Annotated in this window: 20 protein-coding genes; 13 read left to right on the plus strand and 7 right to left on the minus strand. The window is 63.8% G+C overall.

Annotated features, from left to right (window positions below; genetic code table 11):
- Positions 1-20: 20 nt before the first annotated feature.
- Both C7G61_RS22855 and C7G61_RS22860 read left to right on the plus strand, forming a co-directional pair.
- Positions 21-1,037 carry a Gfo/Idh/MocA family protein gene (locus tag C7G61_RS22855; protein ID WP_108518640.1) on the plus strand — a complete coding sequence of 339 codons (1,017 nt, stop codon included), beginning with the start codon at positions 21-23 and terminating at the stop codon, positions 1,035-1,037.
- Between the two features lie 77 nt (positions 1,038-1,114).
- Positions 1,115-2,062 (plus strand): tripartite tricarboxylate transporter substrate-binding protein, encoded by a 948-nt coding sequence (locus tag C7G61_RS22860; RefSeq protein WP_244608420.1) that lies wholly within the window; start codon positions 1,115-1,117, stop codon positions 2,060-2,062.
- Positions 2,063-2,097: 35 nt separating this feature from the next.
- Here C7G61_RS22860 and C7G61_RS47050 read toward each other — a convergent pair whose 3' ends face one another.
- Positions 2,098-2,226: a hypothetical protein gene (locus tag C7G61_RS47050; RefSeq protein WP_274542286.1), complete on the minus strand. Its 129-nt coding sequence runs from the start codon at positions 2,224-2,226 to the stop codon at positions 2,098-2,100.
- A gap of 283 nt (positions 2,227-2,509) precedes the next feature.
- Here C7G61_RS47050 and C7G61_RS22865 point away from each other — a divergent pair, with 283 nt between their 5' ends.
- Positions 2,510-3,682, plus strand: a complete 1,173-nt coding sequence (locus tag C7G61_RS22865) for a thiolase family protein (RefSeq protein WP_108518642.1) — start codon at positions 2,510-2,512, stop codon at positions 3,680-3,682.
- Positions 3,683-4,052: 370 nt separating this feature from the next.
- On the plus strand, positions 4,053-5,333 hold the full coding sequence (locus C7G61_RS22870) for an amidohydrolase family protein (RefSeq protein ID WP_108518645.1): 1,281 nt from the start codon (positions 4,053-4,055) through the stop codon (positions 5,331-5,333).
- Between the two features lie 18 nt (positions 5,334-5,351).
- Here the strand turns inward: C7G61_RS22870 and C7G61_RS22875 are convergent, their stop codons facing one another.
- Positions 5,352-7,004: an FAD-dependent oxidoreductase gene (locus tag C7G61_RS22875; protein WP_244608421.1), complete on the minus strand. Its 1,653-nt coding sequence runs from the start codon at positions 7,002-7,004 to the stop codon at positions 5,352-5,354.
- A 189-nt stretch (positions 7,005-7,193) separates the two neighbouring features.
- Here C7G61_RS22875 and C7G61_RS22880 point away from each other — a divergent pair, with 189 nt between their 5' ends.
- A complete protein-coding gene (locus tag C7G61_RS22880; protein WP_244608422.1) occupies positions 7,194-8,066 on the plus strand; it encodes a Bug family tripartite tricarboxylate transporter substrate binding protein in 873 nt (290 codons plus the stop codon).
- 74 nt (positions 8,067-8,140) lie between these two features.
- Here C7G61_RS22880 and C7G61_RS22885 read toward each other — a convergent pair whose 3' ends face one another.
- On the minus strand, positions 8,141-9,385 hold the full coding sequence (locus C7G61_RS22885; protein WP_108518652.1) for an aminotransferase-like domain-containing protein: 1,245 nt from the start codon (positions 9,383-9,385) through the stop codon (positions 8,141-8,143).
- Positions 9,386-9,472: 87 nt separating this feature from the next.
- Positions 9,473-9,991 carry a DUF3124 domain-containing protein gene (locus C7G61_RS22890; protein WP_190241928.1) on the minus strand — a complete coding sequence of 173 codons (519 nt, stop codon included), beginning with the start codon at positions 9,989-9,991 and terminating at the stop codon, positions 9,473-9,475.
- Between the two features lie 76 nt (positions 9,992-10,067).
- Here C7G61_RS22890 and C7G61_RS22895 point away from each other — a divergent pair, with 76 nt between their 5' ends.
- The 4 genes from C7G61_RS22895 to C7G61_RS22910 all read left to right on the plus strand — a co-directional run bounded on the left by C7G61_RS22895 (position 10,068) and on the right by C7G61_RS22910 (position 15,535).
- The gene (locus C7G61_RS22895; protein ID WP_108518658.1) at positions 10,068-11,795 is read left to right on the plus strand and encodes a cation:proton antiporter; all 1,728 of its coding nucleotides are present in this window, start codon (positions 10,068-10,070) and stop codon (positions 11,793-11,795) included.
- A 219-nt stretch (positions 11,796-12,014) separates the two neighbouring features.
- Positions 12,015-13,091: a 3,4-dihydroxy-2-butanone-4-phosphate synthase gene (gene ribB, locus C7G61_RS22900; protein WP_108518661.1), complete on the plus strand. Its 1,077-nt coding sequence runs from the start codon at positions 12,015-12,017 to the stop codon at positions 13,089-13,091.
- A 173-nt stretch (positions 13,092-13,264) separates the two neighbouring features.
- A complete protein-coding gene (locus C7G61_RS22905) occupies positions 13,265-14,479 on the plus strand; it encodes an acyl-CoA dehydrogenase (protein ID WP_108518663.1) in 1,215 nt (404 codons plus the stop codon).
- A gap of 132 nt (positions 14,480-14,611) precedes the next feature.
- Positions 14,612-15,535 (plus strand): MBL fold metallo-hydrolase, encoded by a 924-nt coding sequence (locus tag C7G61_RS22910; RefSeq protein ID WP_108518666.1) that lies wholly within the window; start codon positions 14,612-14,614, stop codon positions 15,533-15,535.
- A gap of 139 nt (positions 15,536-15,674) precedes the next feature.
- Here the strand turns inward: C7G61_RS22910 and C7G61_RS22915 are convergent, their stop codons facing one another.
- Entirely contained in the window at positions 15,675-16,523 is an 849-nt protein-coding gene (locus tag C7G61_RS22915; RefSeq protein WP_108518668.1) for a DUF1499 domain-containing protein, read from the minus strand.
- A 447-nt stretch (positions 16,524-16,970) separates the two neighbouring features.
- Between C7G61_RS22915 and C7G61_RS22920 the strand changes: the two genes are divergently transcribed.
- On the plus strand, positions 16,971-18,227 hold the full coding sequence (locus C7G61_RS22920) for an SEL1-like repeat protein (RefSeq protein ID WP_244608423.1): 1,257 nt from the start codon (positions 16,971-16,973) through the stop codon (positions 18,225-18,227).
- Between the two features lie 84 nt (positions 18,228-18,311).
- Positions 18,312-19,502 (plus strand): TAXI family TRAP transporter solute-binding subunit, encoded by a 1,191-nt coding sequence (locus tag C7G61_RS22925; RefSeq protein WP_108518849.1) that lies wholly within the window; start codon positions 18,312-18,314, stop codon positions 19,500-19,502.
- A gap of 172 nt (positions 19,503-19,674) precedes the next feature.
- On the opposite strand, the gene C7G61_RS22930 is transcribed toward C7G61_RS22925, so the two are convergent.
- On the minus strand, positions 19,675-21,303 hold the full coding sequence (locus tag C7G61_RS22930; RefSeq protein ID WP_108518670.1) for a fatty-acid--CoA ligase: 1,629 nt from the start codon (positions 21,301-21,303) through the stop codon (positions 19,675-19,677).
- Positions 21,304-21,458: 155 nt separating this feature from the next.
- Here C7G61_RS22930 and C7G61_RS22935 point away from each other — a divergent pair, with 155 nt between their 5' ends.
- Positions 21,459-22,544: an extensin family protein gene (locus C7G61_RS22935; RefSeq protein WP_108518673.1), complete on the plus strand. Its 1,086-nt coding sequence runs from the start codon at positions 21,459-21,461 to the stop codon at positions 22,542-22,544.
- Positions 22,545-22,572: 28 nt separating this feature from the next.
- On the opposite strand, the gene C7G61_RS22940 is transcribed toward C7G61_RS22935, so the two are convergent.
- Positions 22,573-23,262 carry a L,D-transpeptidase gene (locus tag C7G61_RS22940; protein ID WP_108518676.1) on the minus strand — a complete coding sequence of 230 codons (690 nt, stop codon included), beginning with the start codon at positions 23,260-23,262 and terminating at the stop codon, positions 22,573-22,575.
- Between the two features lie 388 nt (positions 23,263-23,650).
- Here C7G61_RS22940 and C7G61_RS22945 point away from each other — a divergent pair, with 388 nt between their 5' ends.
- Positions 23,651-24,628, plus strand: a complete 978-nt coding sequence (locus tag C7G61_RS22945) for a magnesium transporter CorA family protein (RefSeq protein WP_108518678.1) — start codon at positions 23,651-23,653, stop codon at positions 24,626-24,628.
- The last annotated feature ends 31 nt before the right edge of the window (positions 24,629-24,659 follow it).

Raw genomic sequence — 24,659 nt, forward strand, 5'->3', positions numbered from 1 at the left:
CGTCCTGGGGGAGGGCAGTGATGAGTGCCGATCCGCTCCGCGTGGCCTGTATCGGGATGGGATGGTGGTCCGACGTTCTGGCGGATGCCATCCAGCGCTCGGGCCAGCTCGAGATCCGCGGCTGCTACACCCGGTCCGAGGAAAAGCGAAAGAATTTCGCGGCAAAATACCGCTGCCGGCCGGCCGCGAGCTATGAGGCGCTGCTGGCCGATGCCGAGATCGAGGCGATCATCAACACCACGCCGAACGACGTGCATCTGGCGACGACCTGTGCGGCCGCCGCCGCCGGCAAGCACGTCTTTCTGGACAAGCCGATCGCCAACAGCATTTCCGACGGTCGCGCCATCACCGAGGCCTGCCGCAAGGCCGGCGTGGTGCTGGCGCTCGGCTATCAGCGGCGGCGCGAGAGCCATTTCCGCTGGATCAAACAGCAGATCGACGCCGGCCGGTTCGGCAAGCTCGTCAATGCCGAGGCCAACATCAGCCGCGACCGCCTCGGCAAGATCGATCTCACCTCGTGGCGCTACCAGGCCGCGGGAATGCCGGGCGGCGTGATGCTGCAGATCGGAATCCACTATATCGACGTGCTGGAATATTTGATCGGGCCGATCCATGCGGTGCGCGCGCAGTCGGCGCAACTGGTGCTGCCCGGCGACAATCCTGATGTCGCGAGCCTGATTCTGGAGCACGAGAACGGCGCGCTTTCCACACTGAACGCGAGCTACGCCTCGGCGTCCGAATACTACCTGATGAATGTCTACGGCAAGGACGCCACCGCCTACTACGATTTGCACAACGGGCTTCGCCTGCTCAAGCGCGGCGAGACCACGCCGGTGGTGGTGCCATGTGCTGAGAATGACACCCTGGTCGAGGAGCTGGAGGAGTTTGCGGCCGCAGTTCGCGGGCAGGGCCGGCACGAAGTCGGGGGCGAGTACGCGACGCGATCGCTCGCCGTGGTACGCGCCGGCATACTCTCGGCGCGTGAGGGACGTTCGGTCGAGATTGCCCAAATATTGAACGGCGATGCGAAAATGTGACGGCGCAGAGCTAAGGATAGGAGCGCGTTATGAAACCTGGCATTTGTGTCTGGAAAGCTTGTGTTGGAGCTTGCGCGGTGGCGGTGGTATTGGCCGGCATGGTCGGGGAGGTAGCCGCGCAGGACTACCCCTCCAGGGCGATCACGGTGGTCGTGCCGTTCCCGCCCGGCGGCGCCAGCGACGTCGTTGCGCGCATCGTCACCAACCAGGTGTCGAAGATCCTCGGGCAATCCATCATCATCGAGAACGTCAGCGGCGCCGGCGGCACCGTCGGCAGCGCGCGCGTGGCGGCGGCTGCGCCCGACGGCTATACCTTGCTTGCCGCGGCGATGGGCTCGCATGTCGCAGCACCGGTGCTGACGCCGAACCTCAAATACGATCCCGTTGCCGACTTCGTGCCGATCGGCTTCACCGCCCATTCCCCGGCAGTCGTTATCGCGCGGAAGGATTTCCCGGCACAGGATCTCAAGGAATTCGTCGCGGCGCTGCGGCAACGGGGCGACGCGGTGAAGCTGGCCCATGGCGGCATCGGCGCGTCCTCGCATATGGCGTGTCTTCTCTTCACGGCGGAAATCGGCGCGGAGCCGGCGCTTGTCGCCTATCGCGGTTCAGGCCCGGCGTTGAACGATCTGGTCGGGGGGCACGTCGATTTCATGTGCGAACAGTCGGTCAGCGTCGCGGAGTCGGTTTTGGCCGGCTCGGTCAAGGCCTTCGCGGTGTCTGCCGCGAAACGCCTTGAAACGCTGCCTGACGTTCCGACCGCGAAGGAGGGCGGCATCAACTACGAGATGAGCGTCTGGGCAGGACTGTTTGCGCCAAAGGGCGTTTCGCCCGAAATCATCGCCAGGCTTTCCGAATCGCTCGACCAGGCGCTTGATGAGGCTGTCGTGCGCGAGCGGATTGCCCAGCTCGGCGGCTCGATACCGGCAAAGGACGAACGCAACCCGGCTGCATTCGATCGTTTTGTTCGGTCCGAGATCGCACGTTGGTCACCCATTCTTGCGGCGGCCGGAACGGGGAAATGAGGCGCGTGCCGAAGCGGTGGATCGGTGAGGACCGCTCAGGGCCTCGCCACCAGATAACCGACCACCACCATCAGCACGGAAATCGTCATGACCACGCCGAGTACGGCGGCGATGATCGCGGGCAGTTGATGGTTGTCCAGCCATTGTCGCAACGCCCTTACCATCGCACCCTCCGACCTGGTCCTGATTGTTCCCCACCTTGCACGCGGGCGATTTCAATAGCGATCAATTTCGCTCAGTGAAATAGCCCGTCCATGCGTCTTTCGTCGCGCGCCTGCAAAAGCCGGAAGATTACCCACGGCCTTGCCGAAGCACAGGCGTTGTGTAATTCCCGGCTCCGGGCCGGCGTCGCGGGTAATTCTTTTCCGCGGGCCGGAATTCGGGTTTTTGCTACACACGGGCGCGGCTCCAGTCCATACTGGATCGCATCAAAGGGAGGTCTTCAAAATGCGTGAAGCTGTCATCGTTTCCTATGCACGTACCGGGCTGGCGAAGTCCGGCCGCGGCGGGTTCAACATCACCCCGCCGATGTCGATGGCGGCCCACGCCATCAAGCACGCCGTCGAGCGCGCCGGCGTCGAGAAGGAATATGTCGAGGACTGCTATCTCGGCAATTGCGCGCATGGCGCCCCGAATATCGGCCGCCAGGCCGCATTGCTCGCCGGCATGCCGAAGTCGACCGGTGGCGTATCCGTGAACCGCTTCTGTTCGTCGGGACTGCAGACCATTGCGATGGCCGCGAACTCGATCCGCTCCGATGGTGCCGATTGCATCGTCGCCGGCGGCGTCGAGAGCATCTCGATCCCCGGCGGCGGCTCGCCCAAGGAATCGATCGACCCTGATTTGCTCAAGGCCGCGCCCGACATCTTCATGGCGATGATCGACACCGCTGATATCGTCGCCGAGCGCTACAAGCTCAGCCGCGAATATCAGGACGAGTACTCGCTGGAATCGCAGCGCCGCATGGCGGCTGCCCAGCAAGCCAACAAGTTCAAGGACGAAATCGTCCCGATGAAGACCAAGATGAAGGTGGTCGACAAGGCGACGAAAGCGGAAAGCATCGTCGACTACACCGTCGATCGCGACGAGTGCAACCGCCCCGAGACCACCATGGAAGGCCTTGCCAAGCTCGAGCCGGTCAAGGGTCCCGGCAAGTACGTCACCGCGGGCAATGCCAGCCAGCTCTCGGACGGCGCGGCCGCCGTCGTTCTGATGGAAGCCAAGGACGCCGAGAAGCGCGGCCTCAATCCGCTGGGCCGTTTCGTCGCCTGGGCGGCGGCGGGCTGCGAGCCGGACGAGATGGGCATCGGGCCGATCTACGCCGTGCCGAAGCTGTTGAAGCGCCACGGCCTGAAGATCGACGACATCGATCTCTGGGAGCTCAATGAAGCCTTCGCCAGCCAGTGCCTCTATTCGCGCGACAAGCTCGGCATCGATCCCGAGAAGTACAACGTCAACGGCGGTTCGATCGCGATCGGTCACCCCTTCGGCATGACCGGCGCGCGCCTCACCGGCCACATCCTGCAGGAAGGCCGCCGGCGCAAGGCGAAGTGGGGCGTCGTCACGATGTGCATCGGCGGCGGCCAGGGCGGCGCAGGCCTGTTCGAGATCTACAGCTGAGATTGTCGAACGTAGCGACCAGCAAACAAATAGAGAATGGCCCCGCGAGGGGCCATTTTCCGTTCTTGGTGTGCCGCGCTTGTTCAGATGCTTGCGTCGCGCGCGTCGGCCGTTCGACCTTTGGATAGTTTCGTAGGATGGGTGGAGCGAAGCGATACCCATCAACGCCGGCGCTTGTGGGCGATGGGTATCGCTTCGCTCCACCCATCCTACTGGATGTAGCCGTCAGTGGATCAAAACGCGCCGGTCTGCCCACTCATGGATCATCGGCACCACGATTGACTTTGCGTGGGACGATGCACGCGCTGCTTGCGGAACGCCGGTCCCCGGCGCATCATCGCAGCATAAAAAATCAGGGGGGAGCGTTGCCATGAGCGGGGTTTCACGCCGTCATTTTCTGAGTCTGACCGGCTCGGCCGCGGTCGCAGCCATATCGGGCCCTGCCAACGCCGCGATGGGGCCGAACGACAAGTTCGATCTCGTGATCAAGGGCGGCGACGTGCTGGATCCCAGCCAGTCGCTCAGGGGCAAGCGCGACATCGGCATTCGCTGGGGCGTGATCGAGGCCGTCGAGAACGAGATTCCGGCCGCCCGTGCCGCCAAGACCATCGACGCCGCGGGCAAGCTTGTAACGCCTGGCCTGATCGATCTGCACTCCCACGTCTATCCTTACGGCTCTGCGATCGGCATTCCCGCCGACGAGCTGGTGCAGGCGCAGGCCACCACCACGGTGGTGTCGGCGGGCGATGCCGGCGTCAACAATCTCGCCGCGCTGCGCCGTTACATCGTGGCGCAATCGCGGGCGCGGATTTACGCCTTCGTCCACATCGCCAACAACGGCCTGTCCGGCTTCCCGGTCGCCGAACTCTACAACATCGATTACGCGCAAGTGGAGGCCTGCGCGATGGCGCTGGCCGAAAATCCGGATTTCCTGCTCGGCGTGAAGGTCAGGATGTCGGAGAACGTCATCGCCAGGCACGGCCTGGAGCCGCTGAAGCGCGCCATCAAGGCCTGCGAGATGTGCGGCTGGCCGGCCAAGATGATGGTGCATATCGGCGGCGTCGAGACCAAGGAGCTGATGTCGGAGATTCTCGACCTGCTGCGCCCGGGCGACGTGCTGACCCATTGCTATTCCGGCGCGCCGAACATCGCCGGCGTCTTCACCAACATCGTGCAGGACGGCAAGCTGCTGCCGGCGGCGCTCGCCGCCAAGCAGCGCGGCGTGATGTTCGATGTCGGCCATGGCGGCGGCAGTTTTGACTTCACGGTAGCGGAGGTGGCGATCCCGGGTGGCTGTACGCCGGACACGATCTCCTCCGACATCCACGTCTTCTCCGGCAATTCGCCGGGCATGCCTTACCTGCCGAACGTGATGAGCAAGTTCATTCCGCTCGGCCTTACATTGGAGCAGGCGGTGGCGGCGGCGACCGTGACGCCTGCGAAAATCATCAACCGTGCGCCGAAGATCGGCACGCTGCAGATCGGCGCGCCCGGCGACGTCGCGATCATGGAGCTGGTGGAGGCGCAGACCTCGTTCGTCGACACCCGCAACAACAAGCGCGAGGGCAAGCTATTGCTTAAACCCGTGCAGACCGTGATCAACGGCGTTCCGTTCGGCCGGCCCTACCAGGCGCCGTTCGCGGTGCGCTAAGGAACCGCGCCGCTTGTCTCAGGCAGAAGCGGTGTCAACGGTCCGGCCGAGCAGCTTGTTGACGAGTGGGGCGGGGTCATCGGCTATAGCGTCGCCGCGCCAGGCGACGTGCTGATCGGTGCGTGCAAGAATGAGCCTTGGGCTGCCGGGTGGCTGTGCTTCGTCGCCGGCTACATCGACAATTTCAAACGGAACACCATTGGCGCGCATCGCATCAGCCAATGGCGCAACCGCTACACCCGGATCGTACCGCAACAGCGTGTAGCCCGGCCCGAGCGCATCATAGACCGGCTGTCCGTCGGATAGTTTCGCGAACGGAAGCCGGCAGCCCGGCGTCGAGGACGGCGTGAAATCCGCCATCGTAAAACCTGGCTGTTCGGCGCCGTCATAGGCGATGATCGGGGAGCGGTCGTAGAAATAGCCGAAGTTGAGGCCGGCGCAGCAATATTGCTGCACGTTCAGATCATAGGCGGCTTGCCCGACTTGCTTGCGGACGGCGTCGCCCGATGGCCCCGGCTGCTCGATTTCATCGGGAACGGTGCGACGCTGGCTTAGCACCTTGCCGGCCATCTCCATTGCAAAGCGGGACACCTGTTCGGTGATGGGAAGGCGTTCGGCCTCATAGGCATCGAGGATGGCGATGTCGGCCCACCCTTCCAGATAGGCCGCCAGCAGCCACGCTAGGTTGGTCGCGTCCGCGATCCCGGCATTCATGCCGTAGCCGGCATAGGGCATCCACAAATGCGCGGCGTCGCCGCAGATGAACGCGCGGCCCTTGCGAAACCGGTCAGCGACCAGGCGGCGGCCGACCCAGTCCTCCTTGCTCAGCACCTCGTATTCGAAATCGGGGCCGACGCCGAGGATGGCGCGGATCGAGGCGTCGCGATCGACAGATTCGAAGGTCTCGTCCTCGCGATTGAGGTGGTTATGGATCAGCCATTTTTCGCGGCCGTCGATCGCAACCACCGTGCCGCAGCGCCGCGGATTGAGCGACAGCGTCATCCAGGCGGGGTGGTCCATCAGGGCGAGTAGTCCGGGCGCGTGTATGTAGGTCGATTGCACGCGCTGGATGATTGGCGTTCCCTGCAGATTGGCGTCGATCGCCCTGCGAACGAGCGAACGCGCGCCGTCGCAGCCCACGATGAAATCGGCATGAATTTGGAGGGCGGTTCCAGTATCGAGATTCCGGACGGTCGCAACGACGCCGTCATTGCCTTCGCTGAAATCCTCGAACGCGGTGCGGTTCAGAATCTGAAGCCCGTCGATGGAAGCCGCGTGCGCGAACAGCACGGGTTCCATGTAGATCTGGTTGATGCGGTGCGGCGGCTCGGCCGTCGGCCAATCGGTATCCGGCCCATTGGTGGCGGTATAACGATCGCGCCGGCAGGGAATCAGGATGCGCGAGAGCTCGATGCCTGTTGCCGTGGTGCGGTAGGAGCAATCGTTGGGGTAGTCGGCCGGCAATCCGGTGTCGCGCAGCTTCTGCGCCAACCCTAACCTGCGGAAGATTTCCATCGAACGCGACGAGACATGGTTGCATTTCACGCTTGGCGGTTCCCCGGCGGCGCGGGTTTCCACGATAGTTACGGATATTCCCCGCGTTGCGAGGTCCATTGCCAGAGTGAGTCCGACCGGACCGGCCCCCACCACCAGAACGCGAGTTTTCACCATGTCGCTTGCTGCCATGTCGCTTGCTGGGTTGGGACGATCATGCATAAACTACATGCCACAGAGATCATCGGGGGACCCTGAATGTTTCCGTCGATCCGGCGAGGCATGATCCATGCCCTTGTTGTTGTTTTGTCGCTGTCAGCGATTGAAGCAGCAAACGCATATCCTGATCAACCGATCAAGATCATCGTGACGTTTCCACCCGGCGGCAGTGCCGATATCGTGATCCGCGCCCTGCAGCCGGCGCTCGCGGAATCCCTGAACCAGCCGATCGTCGTCGAGAACCGGGCGGGCGCGGGCGGCAATATCGGGATCGGGGTCGTGGCGCAGGCCGCGCCTGACGGATACACGCTCGGCGTCGCGGCTGCCGGCGTGCTCACCGTCAATCCCCATCTTAATCGTGCCGCGATGCCGTTCGATCCGGTCAAGGACCTGGCGCCGGTGACGCTGCTGGCGGAAATCCCGTTCGTGCTGGTGTCCTCGCCACAGTCGGCCATTGCCTCGGTCGCAGACCTCATCGCCAAGGCCAAGGCGCAACCGCAGGGCCTGTCGATCGGCCATGGCGGCAACGGCACGGCGATGCACCTGACCTCGGCGTTGTTCAACCGGAAGGCCGGCGTCGGAGTTCAATTGATCGCCTATCGCGGCACCGCGCCGGCGACAACGGACGTTCTTGCCGGCCACGTCCCGCTGGCGGTGCTGGATATTCCCGCATCCAAACAATTGATCGGCGACGGCAAGCTGAAGGCGCTCGGGGTTTCCGCCGCCAAGCGCGTCGCCTTCCTGCCCGATGTGCCAACCTTGGCCGAGCAGGGCCTGAGCGGATTCGAATCCGTCGGCTGGTTTGGGATCGTCGCGCCCGCCGGCACGCCGCCCGAGATCATCAGCACGTTGAATGCCGCCTTCGTGAAGGCGTTGAGCGATCCCGCCGCGATCGAGAAAATCCGCGTTCTCGGCGCCGAACCCGCGCCCTCGTCGCCCGAGGCTTTTGCAAAATTCATCCAGAGCGAAAGCGCGAAATGGGGGAAGCTGATTGCCGAAGCGGGGATCAAAAGCGAATGAATCGCTGAGGCTCAAGGTCGCAGGTTGTCCCACTCGATGCGACGATCCAGCGACCAGAGAAGCCCGGCCCGAACTCAGCTCCGCGCGCGCTTCTCCACATTCGCAATCCGCGCAGGCACGCCGAACTCCTTGCGGCAGACTTCGGCGAGCAGGGCGACACCCTCGCGGATCTGTTCGCGCGATGGGCTGGCGAAGCACAGCCGCAGCCGGCTGCCGGCATAGGCCTTGTCGGTCGACCATTCCGGCCCGGGATTGATCGCGACGCCGGCGACGAGCGCGGCCTGATAGAGTTTCAGGGTGTCGACATTGTCGGGGAGTTTCACCCACAGGAAGATGCCGCCTTCGGGCGCTTCGAATTCGGCCGCGGTGCCGAACTGCTCGTTGAGCGCTTCCATCAGCGTGTCGAGCTTGGCGCGCAGGCCACGCGTCAGTTTTGGCACATGAGTGGAAAAATGCGGCGCGCAATATTCCGCCAGCACCATCTGTTCCAGCGCGCCGCTTCCGGCGTCGGTCTTCAATGCCAGCATCCGCGACATCATTTCCCAGGGCGCGACGATGAAGCCGACGCGCAGGGCCGGCGCAATCGATTTCGAGAACGAGCCGATGTGGATGACGCCGCCGTGCCCGCTCATGGCGTAGATCGCGGGCGGCCGCTCGCCGTTCCAGATCAGGTCGGCATAGCAGTCGTCCTCGAAGATCGGCACGCCGTATTGCTGCGACAGTTTCAGCATCTCCGCGCGGCGGGTCTCCGGCATGATCGAGCCAGTCGGGTTTTGCACGGTCGGGATGGTGTAGATGTATTTCGGCGTGATGCCGCGGCTCTTGTGGTCGGCGAGCGCGGCCGCCAGCGCGTCCATCCGCATGCCCTGATCGTCCAGGGGAATGCCGACCGCCTTGACGCCGAGCCGCGTCAGCCGGGTCAGTGCGCCCTGATAGGTCTCCTGCTCGACCAGCACGGTGTCGCCGCGCGCCAGCAGGGTCTGGTTGACGAGATCGAGCGCCTGCAGCGAACCCGAGACGATCGTGATGTCGTCGGCGGCGCAGGCGATGCCGGCGTCGCGCTTGAGTTTCGTCGTGAGGAATTCGCGCAGGGGACGATATCCCTGCGGGCCGCTGGCGAGGCCGTAGGTCGCGAGCGTCTTGCCCTCGCGCCTCAGCACGGCACTGACAGCCTCGATCAGGCCGTCGACCGGAACCTGGTCGGGATCGTTGTTGCCGCCGACGAAACTGTATTTGGCAAGGCCGGTCCACCGCGCGGCCGGGGCCGGCAATCCAGCGGGCAGCAATGGCGCGAAATCGAAGGGGGTTGCGGCAGACATGGATGTTCACTCCCGTTTTGTTTTTCGTTGAGAAGGCTGCGGAGCCCTCTTGCAGGCTAGTTCTCGCAGGCTAGTTTCTTGACAGGGCTAATTCTTGATGACCTTGATCGGCCGCCCCTGGCTGATGAAGGCATAATGCCCAGCGCCGACGCCGCCGACCATCAGCGCCTCGACCGTGGGCTCGGCGATTTCTCCCGTGGCCGCCCAGTCGACCACGAAATTGGCTCCCGTTCCGCCGCGCACGTCATTCGCGGCGATGAAGACTTCGACAGTTGCGAACGGTTTTAGCGCAACCGGCGACTTGAGGTAGCTCTCCACCATCTTGCCTGATGTGTCGAAATAGGCGATCCGCTTCAGCACCAGCGGGCGGGTTTCGGAAGCGTTGTGGACGCTGAGCGTGACCGAAAAATCCGCCCGCAGCTTGCCCTGGCTCATCGAGACGCTGGAATAGACCGGCACGTAGAATGCACCTGTGACAGCGAGGCCTTCCGCAGGCACCGCGGTGAGCGAGGCGGCGAAGTTCTGTTCGATCGCGCCGGTCTGTGCGCCCGCGACGGGGGAATAGAGTATCGACAGCGCGGCCAGAATCGCGAGAAAAGCCCCCATTCCATGGCTGTGACACATTGCTTGTTTGACCCCCGCGCCGGGACCTCTAGGTTGGGGTAGGGGCAAGATCGGACCTATGCACGAACTTATTCGCGATATCACCTTATGTATCCTGTTCGCCTGGGTGCTCGGCCTGTTGGCGCATTTCTCCCGGCAGCCGCTGATCCTGGCTTACCTTATCGCCGGGTTCCTCATTGGTCCATTCGGCATGGGCTGGGTCAAGTCCCAGGAATCGATCACCGTCATCTCAGAGCTCGGCCTGATCTTCATGCTGTTCATGATCGGGCTGGAAATCGACCTGAAGAAGATCGTGCGCGCCGGCAAGGTCATTCTGTTCGCCGCGGGCGGGCAACTGATCGGCGGCGTCCTGCTCGGGATATTGTTCTTTGTCGGGATCGGCCTGTCGATGGGCAATGGCCATTTCGACGCGCTCTATCTCTGCATCGCCTGCGCGCTGTCGAGCACGGTCATCATCGTCAAGGTGCTGTACGAGAAGCGCGAGCTCGACACGCTGCCGGGGCGGATCACGCTCGGCGTGCTGGTGCTGCAGGACGTTTTTGCGATCCTGTTTCTCGCCGTGCAGCCGAGCCTCGGCAATCTGCAGGTCAGCGTGATCCTGTTGTCGATCGCCCGCGTCGGCGTGCTGGTGGCGACCGCTTTGGTGCTCAGCCGCTACGTGCTGCCGCGGCTGTTTCACCAGATTGCGCGCCGGCCGGAACTGGTCCTGCTCGGCGCGCTGGCCTGGTGCTTCCTGATCGGCGAGATCGCCGAAAAACTGCATCTGTCGCGCGAGATGGGCTCGCTGGTGGCGGGCGTTTCGTTGTCGACATTCCCCTATGCGCTTGACGTCACCGCCAAGGTGACCACGCTGCGCGACTTCTTCATCACGCTGTTCTTTGTCTCGCTCGGCATGACGATCCCGATCCCCGGCGCGTCGGTGATCGGGCTGGCGCTGATGATTGCCGCTTTCACGGTCGTCAGCCGCGTGGTGACAACGTTCGCGCCGCTCTATCTGATGAAGCAGGGCCTGCGGGCGAGCCTCTTGCCGGCGATCAATCTGGCGCAGATCTCGGAGTTTTCGCTGGTCGTGATCCAGACCGGCGTTGCGGCGCACCATATCAGCACCGAGACGTCGAGCGCAGCATCGTTCGCCTTCGTGGTGCTGGCGGTGTTGAGCACCTTCGTCATGGGCCGCAGCGACCAGGTCACGCGCGGCCTCATTGGTCCCCTGAAGCGGATCGGCTTGCGCGATCTCGATCACAAGCATGAGGCCGACGCCGGCCATGAGGGCGGGCACGAGGAGGCGCGCCGGATCGTCATCCTTGGCTTCTTTCGCGCCGCCAGCGCGCTGCTGAGCGAGATCGAGCGCCGCAGTCCGGCGGTGCTCGAGCAGATCACCGTGATCGATTTCAATCCGCTGGTGTTCCGGACCTTGACGGACCGCGGCATGCACGTGGTCTATGGCGACATTAGCAATGTGGATACGCTGGTGCATGCGGGCGTCGGCAAGTCGGAGCTGATCATCCTCAGCATCCCGGACTCGCTGTTGAAGGGCGCCGACAATGAAAAGCTGGTCCGGCATGTCCGCGCGCTGAACCCGACCGCGAAAATCGTCGCGACCGCGGAGATTCTTGCTGATGTCAACGATCTCTACGAAGCGGGCGCCGATTACGTGACCGTGACCCGACTCAGCGACGCTGACGAGCTCTATAAAGTCATCGAGGCGGCCCAGGCCGGGCTGCTGGAAGACAAGCGCGCCGAGACCGACGTGCTGCTCAGCGAGCGCCGCGAAGTGCTGCCGTAGCAATGGCAGCTGTGTAGCGCGCGTAGCCCGGATGGAGCGCAGCGCAATCCGGGACTCTGGCAAAGGGCTCGACTTCCCAGGATTGCGCTTCGCTCCATCCGGGCTGCGGGCCGGCATCCTGGTATGCCTGCGGGCGACGTTCTGCCCTGCGTATTGATGCTGGCGCAGACCATTAAGTCCGGCTAATGCACTGGCTGAAGATAGCGAGATTTTGAGAAAATGGCCGATACCATCCAGGAAGTTCTGCAAGCCTTTGCCAAGGGTGAACTCGTCGTCGTCACCGACGATGACGATCGGGAGGGCGAGGGCGATCTGATCGTCGCCGCCTCGCTCTGCACCGCGGAGAAGATGGCGTTCATCATCCGCCACACCTCCGGCATCGTCTGCGCGCCGATCACCACCGACGACGCCCGCAGGCTGCGGCTCGATCCGATGGTGGCGCACAACGAGTCCAACCACACCACCGCCTTCACGGTCTCGATCGACTACAAGCCCGATGGCGGTACCGGCATTTCGGCGGATGAGCGCGCCTCCTGCTGCCGCGCGCTCGCCAATCCCAATGCCGGCGCCAACGACTTTGCCCGGCCCGGCCACATCTTCCCGCTGATCGCCCGCGACGGCGGCGTGCTGTTGCGCTCCGGCCATACCGAGGCGGCCGTCGATCTCTGCAAGCTCTCAGGTTTGCCGCCGGTCGGCGTCATCTCCGAGTTGATGAACGACGACGGCACCGTGATGAAGGGCGAGCAGGTCGCGCGCTTCGCCGCCACCCACAAGCTCAAGCACGTCACGATCGCTGACATGATCGCCTACCGCCAGGCGCGCGAGAAGCTGATCGAACGGGTCGCGACCTTCACCACCGACAGCCCGATCGGGCCGCTGCAGGGCTATGCCTATCGCTCGCCGTTCGACGAGATTGCGCATGCCGCCTTCGTCTATAACGGCGTCGGCGACGGCAAGAACGTGCTGACGCGGCTGCACAAGCCGAACATAGTGAAGGATCTCTTCACCGGGCAGGCGCGCATGCAGGTCGTGCTGAACCATTTCCAGAAGGCCGGTCGCGGCGTGCTGGTCTATCTGCGTGACGGCGCGGCCGGAGTTCCCGTCGAGCCGGTCGGCGAACAGAAATCGGCGGAGGCCGATCGCAACCGGCAATGGCGTGAAGTCGGCGTCGGCGCCCAGATCCTGCGCGATCTCGGCATCACCTCGATCGTCAACCTCACGTCCTCCGTGCACGACTACAAGGGACTATCCGGTTTCGGCATCGAGATCGTCTCCAACGAAAAGTTGGAGGGATAGGGCGTTGTCATTCCGGGGCGATGCGTAGCATCGAACCCGGAATCTCGAGATTCCGGGTCTGGTGCTTGCGCACCATCCCGGAATGACGACAACCCAATCCATTTGCGCTTCGGCCGATAGCGCATTATTTTGTTAACAATTTCCATGAGGACAGTGATGCGAAAGGGATTTTCATGAGCGTGCGGCCTCAGACCAAGGACAAGCCGACTGCTGCGGGTTTCCAGTGGGACGACCCGTTCCTGCTCGACGACCAGCTCACCGAAGACGAGCGCATGATCCGCGACACCGCGCGCGCCTATGCGCAGGACAAGCTGTTGCCGCGCATCGTCAAGGCCTATCTCGAAGAGAAGACCGACCGCGAGATCTTCAACGAGATGGGCGAACTCGGCCTGATCGGTATCACGCTGCCGGAGGAATATGGCTGCGCGAACGCGAGCTACGTCGCCTATGGCCTGGTGGCGCGCGAGATCGAGCGCGTCGATAGCGGCTATCGCTCGATGAACTCGGTGCAGTCGTCGCTGGTGATGTATCCGATCTACGCCTATGGCGACGAGAACCAGCGCAAGAAATACCTGCCCAAGCTCGCCACCGGCGAGTGGGTCGGCTGCTTCGGCCTGACCGAGCCGGATGCCGGTTCCGATCCCAACGGCATGAAGACCCGCGCCGAGAAGGTGTCCGACGGCTACCGCCTGACCGGCAGCAAGATGTGGATTTCCAACGCGCCGATCGCCGACGTGTTTGTGGTGTGGGCGAAGTCTGCCGCGCATGACAACCAGATCCGCGGCTTCATTCTCGAAAAGGGCATGAAGGGCCTGTCGGCGCCGAAGATCGGCGGCAAGCTGTCGCTGCGGGCGTCGATTACCGGCGAGATCGTGATGGACGGCGTGGTGGTGCCGGAGAGCGCGCTGCTGCCCAACGTATCGGGCCTGAAGGGGCCGTTCGGCTGCCTCAACCGCGCCCGCTACGGCATTTCCTGGGGCGTGCTGGGCGCCGCCGAGGACTGCATGCACCGCGCCCGCCAGTACACGCTCGACCGCAAGCAGTTCGGCCGGCCGCTGGCGGCAACCCAGCTGGTGCAGAAGAAACTCGCCGACATGGAGACCGAAATCGCGCTGGGCCTGCAGGCCTCATTGCGCGTCGGCCGCCTGATGGACGAGGGCAAGATGGCGCCGGAGATGATCTCGATCGTCAAGCGCAACAATTGCGGCAAGGCGCTCGACATCGCCCGCGTGTCCCGCGACATGCACGGCGGCAACGGCATCCAGATCGAGTATCACGTGATGCGCCATACCGCGAATTTGGAAACCGTGAATACCTATGAAGGCACCCACGACGTCCACGCCCTGATCCTGGGCCGGGCGATCACGGGTATTCAGGCGTTTTCGTAAGCCGCTAGCTCGTCATTCCGGGGCGGGCCGAAGGCGCGAACCCGGAATCTCTCGCGCCGTATTCTTTTTTCCCACCTCGGGATTCCGGGTTCATCGCTGCGCGATGCCCCGGAATGACGCCAAGAAAAACCCATGGCCGACAACGACGACATCCCGTTCAACCGCGACTTCCCGCTCAAGCCGGGTGTCGTCGATGAAGCCCGCCCCGGCGTGCGGCGCGTTCTCTGCAACAATCCGAGCCCGTTCACCTTCACCGGCACGGTCAGCTACATCGTCGGCCAGGGCAAGGTCGCGATCATCGATCCCGGCCCTGATGACGAAGCACATGCCAAGGCGCTGCTGGATGCCGTGCGCGGCGAAACCGTGACGCATATTCTCGTCACCCATACCCATCGCGACCACTCGCCGAATACGGCGCGGATCAAGGCCGCCACCGGCGCGCCCGTCTATGCCGAGGGGCCGCACCGCGCTTCGCGGCCGCGGTTCGAGAGCGAGAAGCACAATCCGGAGTCAGGTGCCGACCGCGATTTCAGGCCCGACATCGCGGTCAAGGACGGCGACGTCATCGAAGGGCAGGGCTGGGCGCTGGAGGCGGTCGCAACGCCGGGCCACACTGCCAATCATCTGGCGTTCGCGTGGGGCGAGCGGAAGATCAATTTCGTCGGCGATCATGTGATGGGCTGGTCGACCTCGATCGTCGCACCGCCGGACGGATCGATGATCGACTACATGGCCTCGCTGGCGCGGCTGGAAGCCCGCGAGGAGGATCTGTATTTCTCAGGCCACGGCCCGGAAATTCCGGAGGGGCCGCGTTACGTCCGCTTCCTGACCCGGCATCGCCAGGCCCGCGAAGCCTCGATCCTGCATCGCCTCGCCAAGGGCGAGGCGGATATTCCGACCATGGTGCGCGCGATCTATATCGGCATCGACCCGCGGCTGACCAACGCCGCCGGCTATTCCGTGCTGGCCCATCTGGAAGACCTGGTCGCGCGCGGGATCGTCGCGACGGATGGCGATCCGGTGATCGGGGGAGTTTACCGGATGGCGAATGGTTAGGTCGTCATTCCGGCATGGTGCGTAGGACCAGACCTCAGATGTGCAATTGCACATCGGGGAATCTCGAGATTCCCCGATGCGCAATTGCGCACCTGAGGTTCGCGCTAAGACGCGCCCCGGAATGACGCGCTTTCGCGCGTCACTTCTTCACCGTCTTCGCCTGCGCTTTGGCCGGCGCCTGCGGCTTCTTCTGCGTCGGTTTGGCGTTGTCGACAGCGGAATTGATGTCCTCGATCAGCTTTGTCACGCGGGCGGCATTGCTGCCGAGGTCGCTTTCGAAATAGCGCGAGGAGGAGCGGATATCGACGCGTGATTCCTCGCCGTCGGGCGTGATGCGGATCGAGATGTCCTCGCGGAAACCCATGATCGGCGTCCGCGCCACCGCCTCGATGCGGCCGATACGGCGCGGCGGCTGCGGCGGCCGTTCGTCGATGACGAGCCATTTGCGCTTGGTGACCAGCGCCAATGTCACCTCATAAGCCCGCTGCGGCGGCACTTCGAGCTCCACGGTCTCGATATCGGGATAAGCGGTACGCTGCTGTTCGGCCGAATAGAGCCCGGCATAGACCGCGGAGTTGGCGCCTTCGCCGCTGCGTAAGCGCGCCAGCGCCTCGAAGCGGGGCGGATCGATCGGATCGGTGGTGATGTCGTGGATCGGCGGCAGCTTGCGGTATTGCAAAGCGAGGTAGGCCGGGTAGGCGAGCAGCACGGTGCTGATCAGGAATGCCAGCAGGATCCGGCCCATGCCGCGCGACCCGTTCTGCCAGATCGCGGCAAACGCGGCGAGGCCGACCAGGATCGACAGCACGGCGCAGCCGAGCGCGCCGAAGAAGGTCGCCAGCGCCGGCTTCATCTCCAGGAAGCCGAAGCGGACGATGAGGATCGAGACCACCACCGCGACCACGGCGAAAATGGCGAGGTTGCGCGACCAGGTGGCGAGGCTGGACACGGGCTCCGACTGGTAGGGAGCGGAAAACCTTCGGGCCATCGGTTGAATCTGCCGGGTTGGAGTCTTGGCCGGCGGGCGGGCCGGGCAAACTCGCAGCTTGAGACCACGGCGGGGCGCGAATTTCAAGGTTTGCGCGATACTAATCGGGTTGTAGCAACCTTGCCGGTTAACCATCCCTGTAAATTGATTATTAGTTGTAGATTGAAGTCGGTCCAACTTTCGTCTACCTATCGCCGCCGGGTTGTCGTATTTGCCGCCACACGGGACTGTCCTGCACTGGACACCGGCGGAACTGCCAACCAGAATGGGGAAACGGCGGATGTTCGCCGGAGGCGCTGCAGGATGATCTCAACTCCCGGTCCTTGTTGCCGGGCGGAGCCGCAGGGATGCGGTTGCGCCCTTCCGGAGTTTCTAGGGATCGCTTAGGGCGCAATCGGTGTACGTCCGCAGGGCCGGTGGAAGGCCCTATCAGGGCGGGTGTTCAGTATGAGTGATGCAAAGCACGAAGGATATGTCGGCCCGAACGATCCGGAATATTATGCGCCGCGCGAGCTGAGGGAGCGGGCGACCAGCGAGCAGCCGAGCCCGACGCTCATGCAGAACAACGATGGGTGGCGTCCGCGAATGCCGACGGAAGGACCGTCCTTGCAACCATTTGGCAAGCCTCCACGCCGCCAGGATTCCGAAATGTTCACCAAAGCCGTCGCCCAGGCCATGCAGGAGGCGAGGGACATGGCGCCGGTGGAAGCGCCGTCCGTGCTCCGCGATCTGTCGGGGCGGCGCGCGCTGTTCCAGCAGGTCATCCGCTTCTCGATCGCGGTGGCGATTGCGGCGAGCATCGCGACGCTTCTCGTGATGGCCATTCCGTCTTCGCAACGCCCCGCCGGCCAGGACAACGCGTCGCTTTCGGCCGCCTGGCAGTCGGTAAAATCGTCGGTGACCCCGGCGCCGCAGCCGCCGGCGCCACAGAAGCGTACGGCGACCCTGGCGGTGCAGGACGGCAGCGGCTTCGCCAACGATCCTGTGCCCCTCGGCATTCATGTAGGCGCTCCGCCGCCCGGCGCGTTCGTATCCATCAACGGACTGACGGCCGGCGCGCGGCTGACGTCCGGAAAGCGTGTTGGCTCCGAGTGGCGCGTGTCGGCGACGGAGATTTCCGGCGTTTCAGTCATTCCGCCTGAAGGATTCAAGGGCCAGATGCTGGTCACGGCGGAATTGCGTGATGGTGACGGCGTGGCTCTCACCGGCACCTCGACGCGGCTGACCTGGCAGGCGGCGCCAAGCGTTGCAGCACCAAGCCTTGCCGCGGTAGCGCCAAAGGTCGCCGCGGCGCCGCCGGCTCCCGTGTCGCCGCCAATTGTCGTGCCGCCGCCGGTCGCCGTAGCGCCGCCGGTCGCCGTGGCCACCGCCGCGCCATCGGCGATGCCGGTCCCGCCGCAGGCGGAGGTCGTGCGCAGCCTCGATCCGAGGGAAGTCGCTGCTCTGATTAAACGCGGACAGGATCTGCTCGCCAGCGGTGACGTCCAGTCGGCGCGGCTGTTGCTGATGCGCGGCGCCGAGGCGCGGGATGCGCGGGCGGCCTTGCTCGTCGGCACCACCTATGATCCGGCGCTGCTCAGGCAGATCGGCGCGGACGGTCCTCTGGCGGACGCCGCGCAGGCCCGCACGTGGTATCAGCGGGCCAAGGAATGGGGCGAACCCGACGCGCAGCGAAAGCTGGAAGCGCTGGCGCTCTCGCGTTGATTTCGACGCGGCGCGTTCGCGCGCGCCCGTCAAGGTTTTTTTTGAGTACCGGAGTTTTTTAAGTACCGGAGTTTTTCCATGACGATGCGATACGCTACCAGCGTGGCGTCTCGCTGCGCGGTCGCGCTGGTGTGCGCGACATCGGCCTTCGCCCAAGGTAACCCTCAAGGCAACAAGGGCGAGATCGATCCGGCCGCAGTGAGCGACGGACTGAAGGCAATATTCAGCTATTCCTCAGGCAACAAGAGCACGCGCGAGCGGCTCAACGCCAACACCGTCACGGTCATGACGGGCACGATCGGCGGCACCTACGTCCAGTTCGGGGCCGACCTCGCCTCGGTGCTCGACGACGGCGACCAGATGCGCGTGCTGCCGATCGTCGGTCGCGGATCGGTGCAGAGCATCGCGGACATCCTTTTCCTCAAAGGGGTCGACCTCGGCATCATGCGTGCCGACACGCTCGATTACCTGGAAAGGAAAGGCTACACCGGCAACATCCGCGGCCAGTTCGCCTATATCACCAAGCTCTACAATGAGGAGATGCACGTCGTCGCCGGGACGTCGATCCGCAGCCTCGCCGACCTGAACGGCCGGCGCGTCGCCGTCGACCTGCCGAACGGAGGCACGTTCGTCACCGCGATCACCATCTTCGAACGGCTGGGCATCAAGCCGGTCTACGCCTTCATCGAGCAGCGCGTCGCCTACGAAAAGCTGAAGAACGGCGAACTCGATGCCGTCGTAGCCGTGCAGGGAAGCCCGTCCAGGGCCGTCAGCCAGGTGAAGGGTGACAACCTGCATTTCGTCCCGATCCCCTATAGCGGGCCGCTGCAGAGCGATTATCTGCCATCCGTGCTGAAGGCCGAGGACTATCCGTCGCTGATTCCGCCCGGCGGCCGCGTCGACACCGTCGCGGTGCCGGCGATCCTGGCCGCCTACAACTGGTCGCCGAAGACCGAGCGATACGGCAAGGTCGAGCATTTCGTGAAAATATTCTTCGACCGCCTGAAATCGCTGCAGCAGCCGCCGTTCCACCCGAAGTGGAAGGAAGTGGTGTTGAGTGCGCCCTTGAAGGGATGGACGCGCTTTCCGGCGGCCCAGGAATGGCTCGACAAAAATTCCACTGTTGCTTCCGACACGCGCCAGAAGTTCGATGCGTTCATGGCCGCGCAGGCCCGTGACACCGGCGGGCAGGCCACGCGAACGGCGGAGGACGACAAGGCGCTCTACCAGCAATTCCTGAAGTGGAAGGAAAGCCAGCCGGGAGCCAGGCGGTAGCGTTGGTTGCTGCCGATCGGGCGATGCACGTCAAGGGCGTGCCGCCTCGTGCCCGACGTACCGCGCCGTTCCGATTTTCTCGTTTGCGGGGAATAGATCCTAATCTCCGCATAATATGCGGAGATTAGCTTTTGCGGGAAGGCAGCCCTCTGAATCGAGAGCCGGCTTTGCCTCACGCCGCCGCGTTCGGGAAGCGGTAGCTCTTGAACTGTTCGCGCAACGCCGTTTTCAGGATCTTGCCGGTCGCGGTGTGGGGAATGCCGTCGACGAAGGCGACGTCGTCGGGCATCCACCATTTGGCGATCTTGCCGTCCATGAATTTCAGGATGTCCTCGCGCGTCGCTTGCTGGCCTTGCTTGAGCTGGACGATCAGAAGCGGACGCTCGTCCCACTTGGGATGATAGACGCCGATCACGGCCGCTTCCGCGACCGCGGGGTGGGCGACCGCGAGATTTTCCAGGTCGATCGACGAAATCCATTCGCCGCCGGACTTGATGACGTCCTTGGAGCGGTCGGTGATCCGCATATAGCCATGCTGGTCGATGGTCGCGACGTCGCCGGTGTCGAAGAAGCCCTCGTCGTCGAGAATATCTGTATCGATCTTGAAATAGGCCTTGGCGACCGCGGGGCCGCTGACCTTCAGCCGGCCAAAAGTCTTGCCGTCCCACGGCAGCTCTTTGCCGGCATCGTCGGTGATCTTCATCTCGACGCCGAACGGCGGATAGCCCTGGGTCTGCAGGATGTCGAGCCGTTCCTCGCCGGTGGTTTCGGCAAACGGCGGCTTCAGCGCGGCGACAGTGCCGATCGGGCTCATTTCGGTCATGCCCCAGGCGTGGCGCACGCGAACGCCCATGTCGACGAACGACTTGATCATCGTGCGCGGCATCGCCGAGCCGCCGCACACCACGCTCTTCAGGTGGGGCAGCTTCAGATTGCCGGCCGACATGTGGTTGAGCAGCATCAGCCACACCGTCGGCACGCCGGCGGTGTGCGTGACCTTCTCGGTGTCGAGCAGTTCATAGACCGAAGCGCCGTCGAGCTTGGCGCCCGGCATCACGAGCTTGGTGCCCATCGAAGGCGCGGAGAATGCGATGCCCCAGCTGTTGGCATGGAACAACGGCACCACCGGCAGCATTGTCTCGGCGGCGCTGGTGCCGAGGGCGTCGACATTGTTGGCCATCAGCCCGTGCAGCACGTTGGAACGGTGCGAATACAACACGCCTTTCGGATCGCCCGTGGTGCCCGAGGTGTAGCACATCGCGGCCGCGGTATTTTCGTCAAAGTCCTTCCAGTTGAACTTGCCGTCGGCTTCCGCGATCCAGTCCTCATAGGCGACCGCGTTCTTCAGCGTGGTCTGCGGCATGTGGGCCTTGTCGGTCAGCACGATGTAGCGTTCGACGCTCGGCAGCTGGGCTGCGATCTTTTCCAGGATCGGCACGAAGGTGATGTCGACCATCACCACGCGGTCCTGCGCGTGGTTGATGATCCAGGCAATCTGGTCGGGGAACAGCCGCGGATTGACGGTGTGGCAGATCGCGCCGATCCCCATGATGCCGTACCAGGCTTCGAGATGGCGCCAGGTATTCCAGGCGATGGTGGCGACGCGGTCACCGAGCTTGATGCCGTCGCGGTCCAGCCGTTGCGATACTTTCAGTGCGCGTGCATGAATTTCGGCGTAATTGGTGCGATGAATGGGGCCTTCGACCGACCGCGTGACGACCTCTTGCGTGCCGTGGTACTTCGCCGCGTGTTCAATAATCCGATGGCACAGCAAAGGCCAGTCTTGCATCAGTCCGAGCATACGCACTTTCCTCCGATGGTTTTGTTCGTTGCCGCACGATCCGCCGACTCTACGGGCGGATCGGGGGGTTGGTTCATGGAATTGACATGAACTCTACCGCGCAGAAGGCAAGCCGAAAATGGGCTAATGGCACCTTTCGCCGGATTGGAGCGGCAATGGTTACCGTTGCCGTCGCGGCAATCCTGATTGGCATGCCAGTCGAGACGGCCTGGGCGGCGAAACGGTCGCGCGCTGCGCCGTGGGACGACTTGTTCAGGCATTTATCGCCAAGGGAACGGGGAGGGCCGCGACCGACGGCGCGGCGTGCGGCGGCGCCGGTGCTGCCGGTGCCGCTGCCGAAGCCTCGCCCGTCCGAGGCCCCTTCGGCCGAGCGCGACAAGCCGGACAAGGAGCAGCTGGCCTCTCCCCCGAACGGCAAGCCCGACCAGCAGGCCGTGCCGGCGCCGCCGCCTACGCCACAGCCGTCGGCCTGCCGGCTGGCGCTGACGGACCAAGTCGCCATTGCGCCCAGCATCCCCGACATCAAGGGCGCCGGCGGCTGCGGCGGCGAGGATCTGGTGCGGCTGGAGGCGATCGTGCTGCCGGACAAGCGGCGGGTTTCGGTGAAGCCGGCGGCGATCCTGCGCTGTACCATGGCGTCCGCGCTGGCCGAGTGGATCCGCAGCGATATCGCGCCGCTGGCGGAGCGCCTCGGCAGCTCCATCTCCGATCTCGACAATTTCGACTCGTTCGAGTGCCGCGGCCGCAACCGCATCGTCGGCGCCAAGCTCTCCGAGCACGGCCGCGCCAACGCGCTCGACGTTCGCGCCTTCAAGTTCGCCGACGGCAGCTTGATCTCGCTGACCGATCGCACCGTGCCGCGGGGATTGCGCGAGAGCGTGCTGCATTCCGCCTGCAAGCGGTTCTCGACGGTGCTGGGTCCAGGCTCGGACTGGTACCATGAGGACCATATCCATCTCGACCTGATGGAGCGGCGTGGCAATTACCGGATCTGCCAGTGGGACGTGTGGGACCCGCTGCCGCAGAAAGCGCCGCTATTGCCGGCCGAGCGGCCCGACGAAGCGCCGCCGCGCGAGGTCGCCGCTAAACCGGACGACGCCAAGTCTGATGCGAAGTCTGACGCGAAGTCCGATGCCGAGCCGGACGCTGAAAAATCGAATGCCAAAAAACCTGAAGAGGCCGAACCGCCGCGCGAGGAGAAGCCTGCAAAGAAAAAGCGCCGGCAAAACCGGCGCTCTTGATCTTCGGCTGCGGTCTAACCGGAGTCGGCTACTGCGGCGTCGGGCCGTTGTGGCCGCCGCCCTGCAGCGCCATCTTGGAATTGAACGGCGAGTCGCCCTGCTTGGGTTCGAGCACGACGACGACCGTACCCTGCTTCACCCGGCTGTAGAGGTCGATGACGTCCTCGTTGGTCATACGGATGCAGCCCGAGGAGATCGAGGCGCCGATATATTCCGGCTGATTGGTGCCGTGGATGCGGAACAGGGTGTCCTTGTTGCCCTGGTAGAGGTAGAGCGCGCGGGCGCCGAGCGGATTATCGACGCCGCCGGGCACCGAGGCCGGCAGGCCTTCGATGCGCTTGTGAATGTCGGCGGTGGGCGTCCATTTCGGCCATTCGGCCATGTTGCCGACTTTGGCGATGCCGGAGAACGCGAGGGCTTCCTCGCCGACGGTGACGCCATACCGGATCGCCTTGCCGCCGTCCTGAACCAGATAGAGATAGTGGTTATCGGAATCGACGACGATGGTGCCGGCCAGTTCCTTGCGGTGATAGTCGACGATGGCGCGGCGGAACGGCTCTGCCGGCGGAACCGCGGCGTAGCGCGCCTTGGCAAGCTGGGCCTTGTCGTTCGGCTTGAGGGTGGCTTCAGGGGCGGCCTGATAGGTGGTTGCCGGCATGCAGCCGGACAACGCAAGGCCGGCGGCGAGCAGCCCCAAGATTACTTTCAACGACGACATGGCACACTTCCAATCGAAAGTCTGGCGTTCGCGGCAACAATGTTGCGCCAAAAACGCGACGATTCCATTAATCCCATTATCGGCAAAAGCTGGCATTTATGCCAGCGTTTGCACGCCCGTTTCGCGCTGCGGAAGCGCGGCTGTGGCTTTTATGCCGCAAATTTTGCGACCTATGGTTGAGTTCCGGACAGGGGGTACGCCGGGGCCGAATCTCGGCCGCGTGGGCGCCGCCTCACCGCCACAAATGTGGTCGGCGGTTAATGCGCCGGTCATCAAGCGCTTGCCAGAATCGGGCTTAGTGCCGCTGGGTGCTCTGGCGTTTTCAAGCGAAATGGGTACCGGTTCGCGTCGAGACGAGAGATTTGCTGCCCTGTTTCCGGAGTTGCCCATGTTTTCGGTGTTTGTTCCCTCCGAATCCGCCCTGAAGAAGCTGCTGGCCGCCGAGCCGGCACTGTTGCCGGACAATGCGGTCTGGATCGACCTGTTGAACCCCACGATGGAGGAGGACCGCGCGGTTGAGCGGCTGGCCGGGATCGCGGTGCCGACCCGGGAAGACATGCAGGAGATCGAGATTTCCAGCCGGCTCTATATCGAGAACGGCGCCCGTTACATGACCGCGACGCTGATGTGCCAATCCGACACCGATATGCCGAAAACGACGGCCGTCACCTTCATCCTGGCCGGTCACCGCCTGGTCACGGTGCGCTACGACGAGCCAAAGCCGTTTGCCCTCGTCGAGCACAAGCTGGCCCGCTCCTGCATGCCGGGGATCTCGGGCGAAATGGTGCTGATGGAACTGCTGGACGCGGTGATCGACCGCTGCGCCGACATTCTGGAGCGCGCCGGCGCCGAAGTCGATCAGGTTTCCCACGACATCTTCGAGCCTGAAAGCGCGCGCCACGGCCAGGCCAAGCGATATTCCCAGATCCTGATCGCGATCGGCCGCAAGGGGGATCTGGTCTCGAAGATCCGGGAGAGCCTGGTCTCGATCGGCCGGGTCGTCACCTTCCTGTCGGCGGTGGTGGAAGGCGTCAAATGGTCCAAGGACATGCGCGAGCAGCTCAAGACCATGCAGCGCGACGTCGCTTCGCTGACCGACCATTCGTCCTATCTCTCCAACAAGATCACCTTCACGCTCGACGCCATGCTCGGCGTCGTCAATCTCGAGCAGAACAACATCATCAAGCTGTTCTCGGTGATGGCCGTCGTCCTGATGCCGCCGACGCTGATCGCCTCGATCTACGGCATGAATTTCAAGGCGATGCCGGAACTCGAATGGGCGCACGGCTATCCGATGGCGCTCGTCATGATGCTCATGGCAGCGGTGCTGCCGTATTTTCTCTTCAAGTGGAAGAAGTGGCTGTAGATCAGCGGTTCCCTGCCGTTCCACACCTGCG

Origin of the sequence: Bradyrhizobium algeriense, assembly GCF_003062295.1 — a bacterium.
Taxonomy (GTDB): Bacteria; Pseudomonadota; Alphaproteobacteria; order Rhizobiales; family Xanthobacteraceae; genus Bradyrhizobium; species Bradyrhizobium algeriense.

Excerpts from the sequence above, each read along its gene's own strand:
- C7G61_RS22865 (WP_108518642.1), top strand. The coding sequence starts at position 2,510 with ATGCGTGAAGCTGTCATCGTTTCCTATGCACGTACCGGGCTGGCGAAG.
- C7G61_RS22930 (WP_108518670.1), bottom strand. The coding sequence starts at position 21,303 with ATGCTCGGACTGATGCAAGACTGGCCTTTGCTGTGCCATCGGATTATT.
- C7G61_RS22855 (WP_108518640.1), top strand. The coding sequence starts at position 21 with ATGAGTGCCGATCCGCTCCGCGTGGCCTGTATCGGGATGGGATGGTGG.
- C7G61_RS22940 (WP_108518676.1), bottom strand. The coding sequence starts at position 23,262 with ATGTCGTCGTTGAAAGTAATCTTGGGGCTGCTCGCCGCCGGCCTTGCG.
- C7G61_RS22875 (WP_244608421.1), bottom strand. The coding sequence starts at position 7,004 with ATGGTGAAAACTCGCGTTCTGGTGGTGGGGGCCGGTCCGGTCGGACTC.
- C7G61_RS22905 (WP_108518663.1), top strand. The coding sequence starts at position 13,265 with ATGAGCGTGCGGCCTCAGACCAAGGACAAGCCGACTGCTGCGGGTTTC.
- C7G61_RS22935 (WP_108518673.1), top strand. The coding sequence starts at position 21,459 with ATGGTTACCGTTGCCGTCGCGGCAATCCTGATTGGCATGCCAGTCGAG.
- C7G61_RS22925 (WP_108518849.1), top strand. The coding sequence starts at position 18,312 with ATGCGATACGCTACCAGCGTGGCGTCTCGCTGCGCGGTCGCGCTGGTG.
- C7G61_RS22915 (WP_108518668.1), bottom strand. The coding sequence starts at position 16,523 with ATGGCCCGAAGGTTTTCCGCTCCCTACCAGTCGGAGCCCGTGTCCAGC.
- C7G61_RS22895 (WP_108518658.1), top strand. The coding sequence starts at position 10,068 with ATGCACGAACTTATTCGCGATATCACCTTATGTATCCTGTTCGCCTGG.
- C7G61_RS22920 (WP_244608423.1), top strand. The coding sequence starts at position 16,971 with ATGAGTGATGCAAAGCACGAAGGATATGTCGGCCCGAACGATCCGGAA.
- C7G61_RS22885 (WP_108518652.1), bottom strand. The coding sequence starts at position 9,385 with ATGTCTGCCGCAACCCCCTTCGATTTCGCGCCATTGCTGCCCGCTGGA.
- C7G61_RS47050 (WP_274542286.1), bottom strand. The coding sequence starts at position 2,226 with ATGGTAAGGGCGTTGCGACAATGGCTGGACAACCATCAACTGCCCGCG.
- C7G61_RS22890 (WP_190241928.1), bottom strand. The coding sequence starts at position 9,991 with ATGGGGGCTTTTCTCGCGATTCTGGCCGCGCTGTCGATACTCTATTCC.
- C7G61_RS22910 (WP_108518666.1), top strand. The coding sequence starts at position 14,612 with ATGGCCGACAACGACGACATCCCGTTCAACCGCGACTTCCCGCTCAAG.
- ribB (WP_108518661.1), top strand. The coding sequence starts at position 12,015 with ATGGCCGATACCATCCAGGAAGTTCTGCAAGCCTTTGCCAAGGGTGAA.
- C7G61_RS22945 (WP_108518678.1), top strand. The coding sequence starts at position 23,651 with ATGTTTTCGGTGTTTGTTCCCTCCGAATCCGCCCTGAAGAAGCTGCTG.
- C7G61_RS22870 (WP_108518645.1), top strand. The coding sequence starts at position 4,053 with ATGAGCGGGGTTTCACGCCGTCATTTTCTGAGTCTGACCGGCTCGGCC.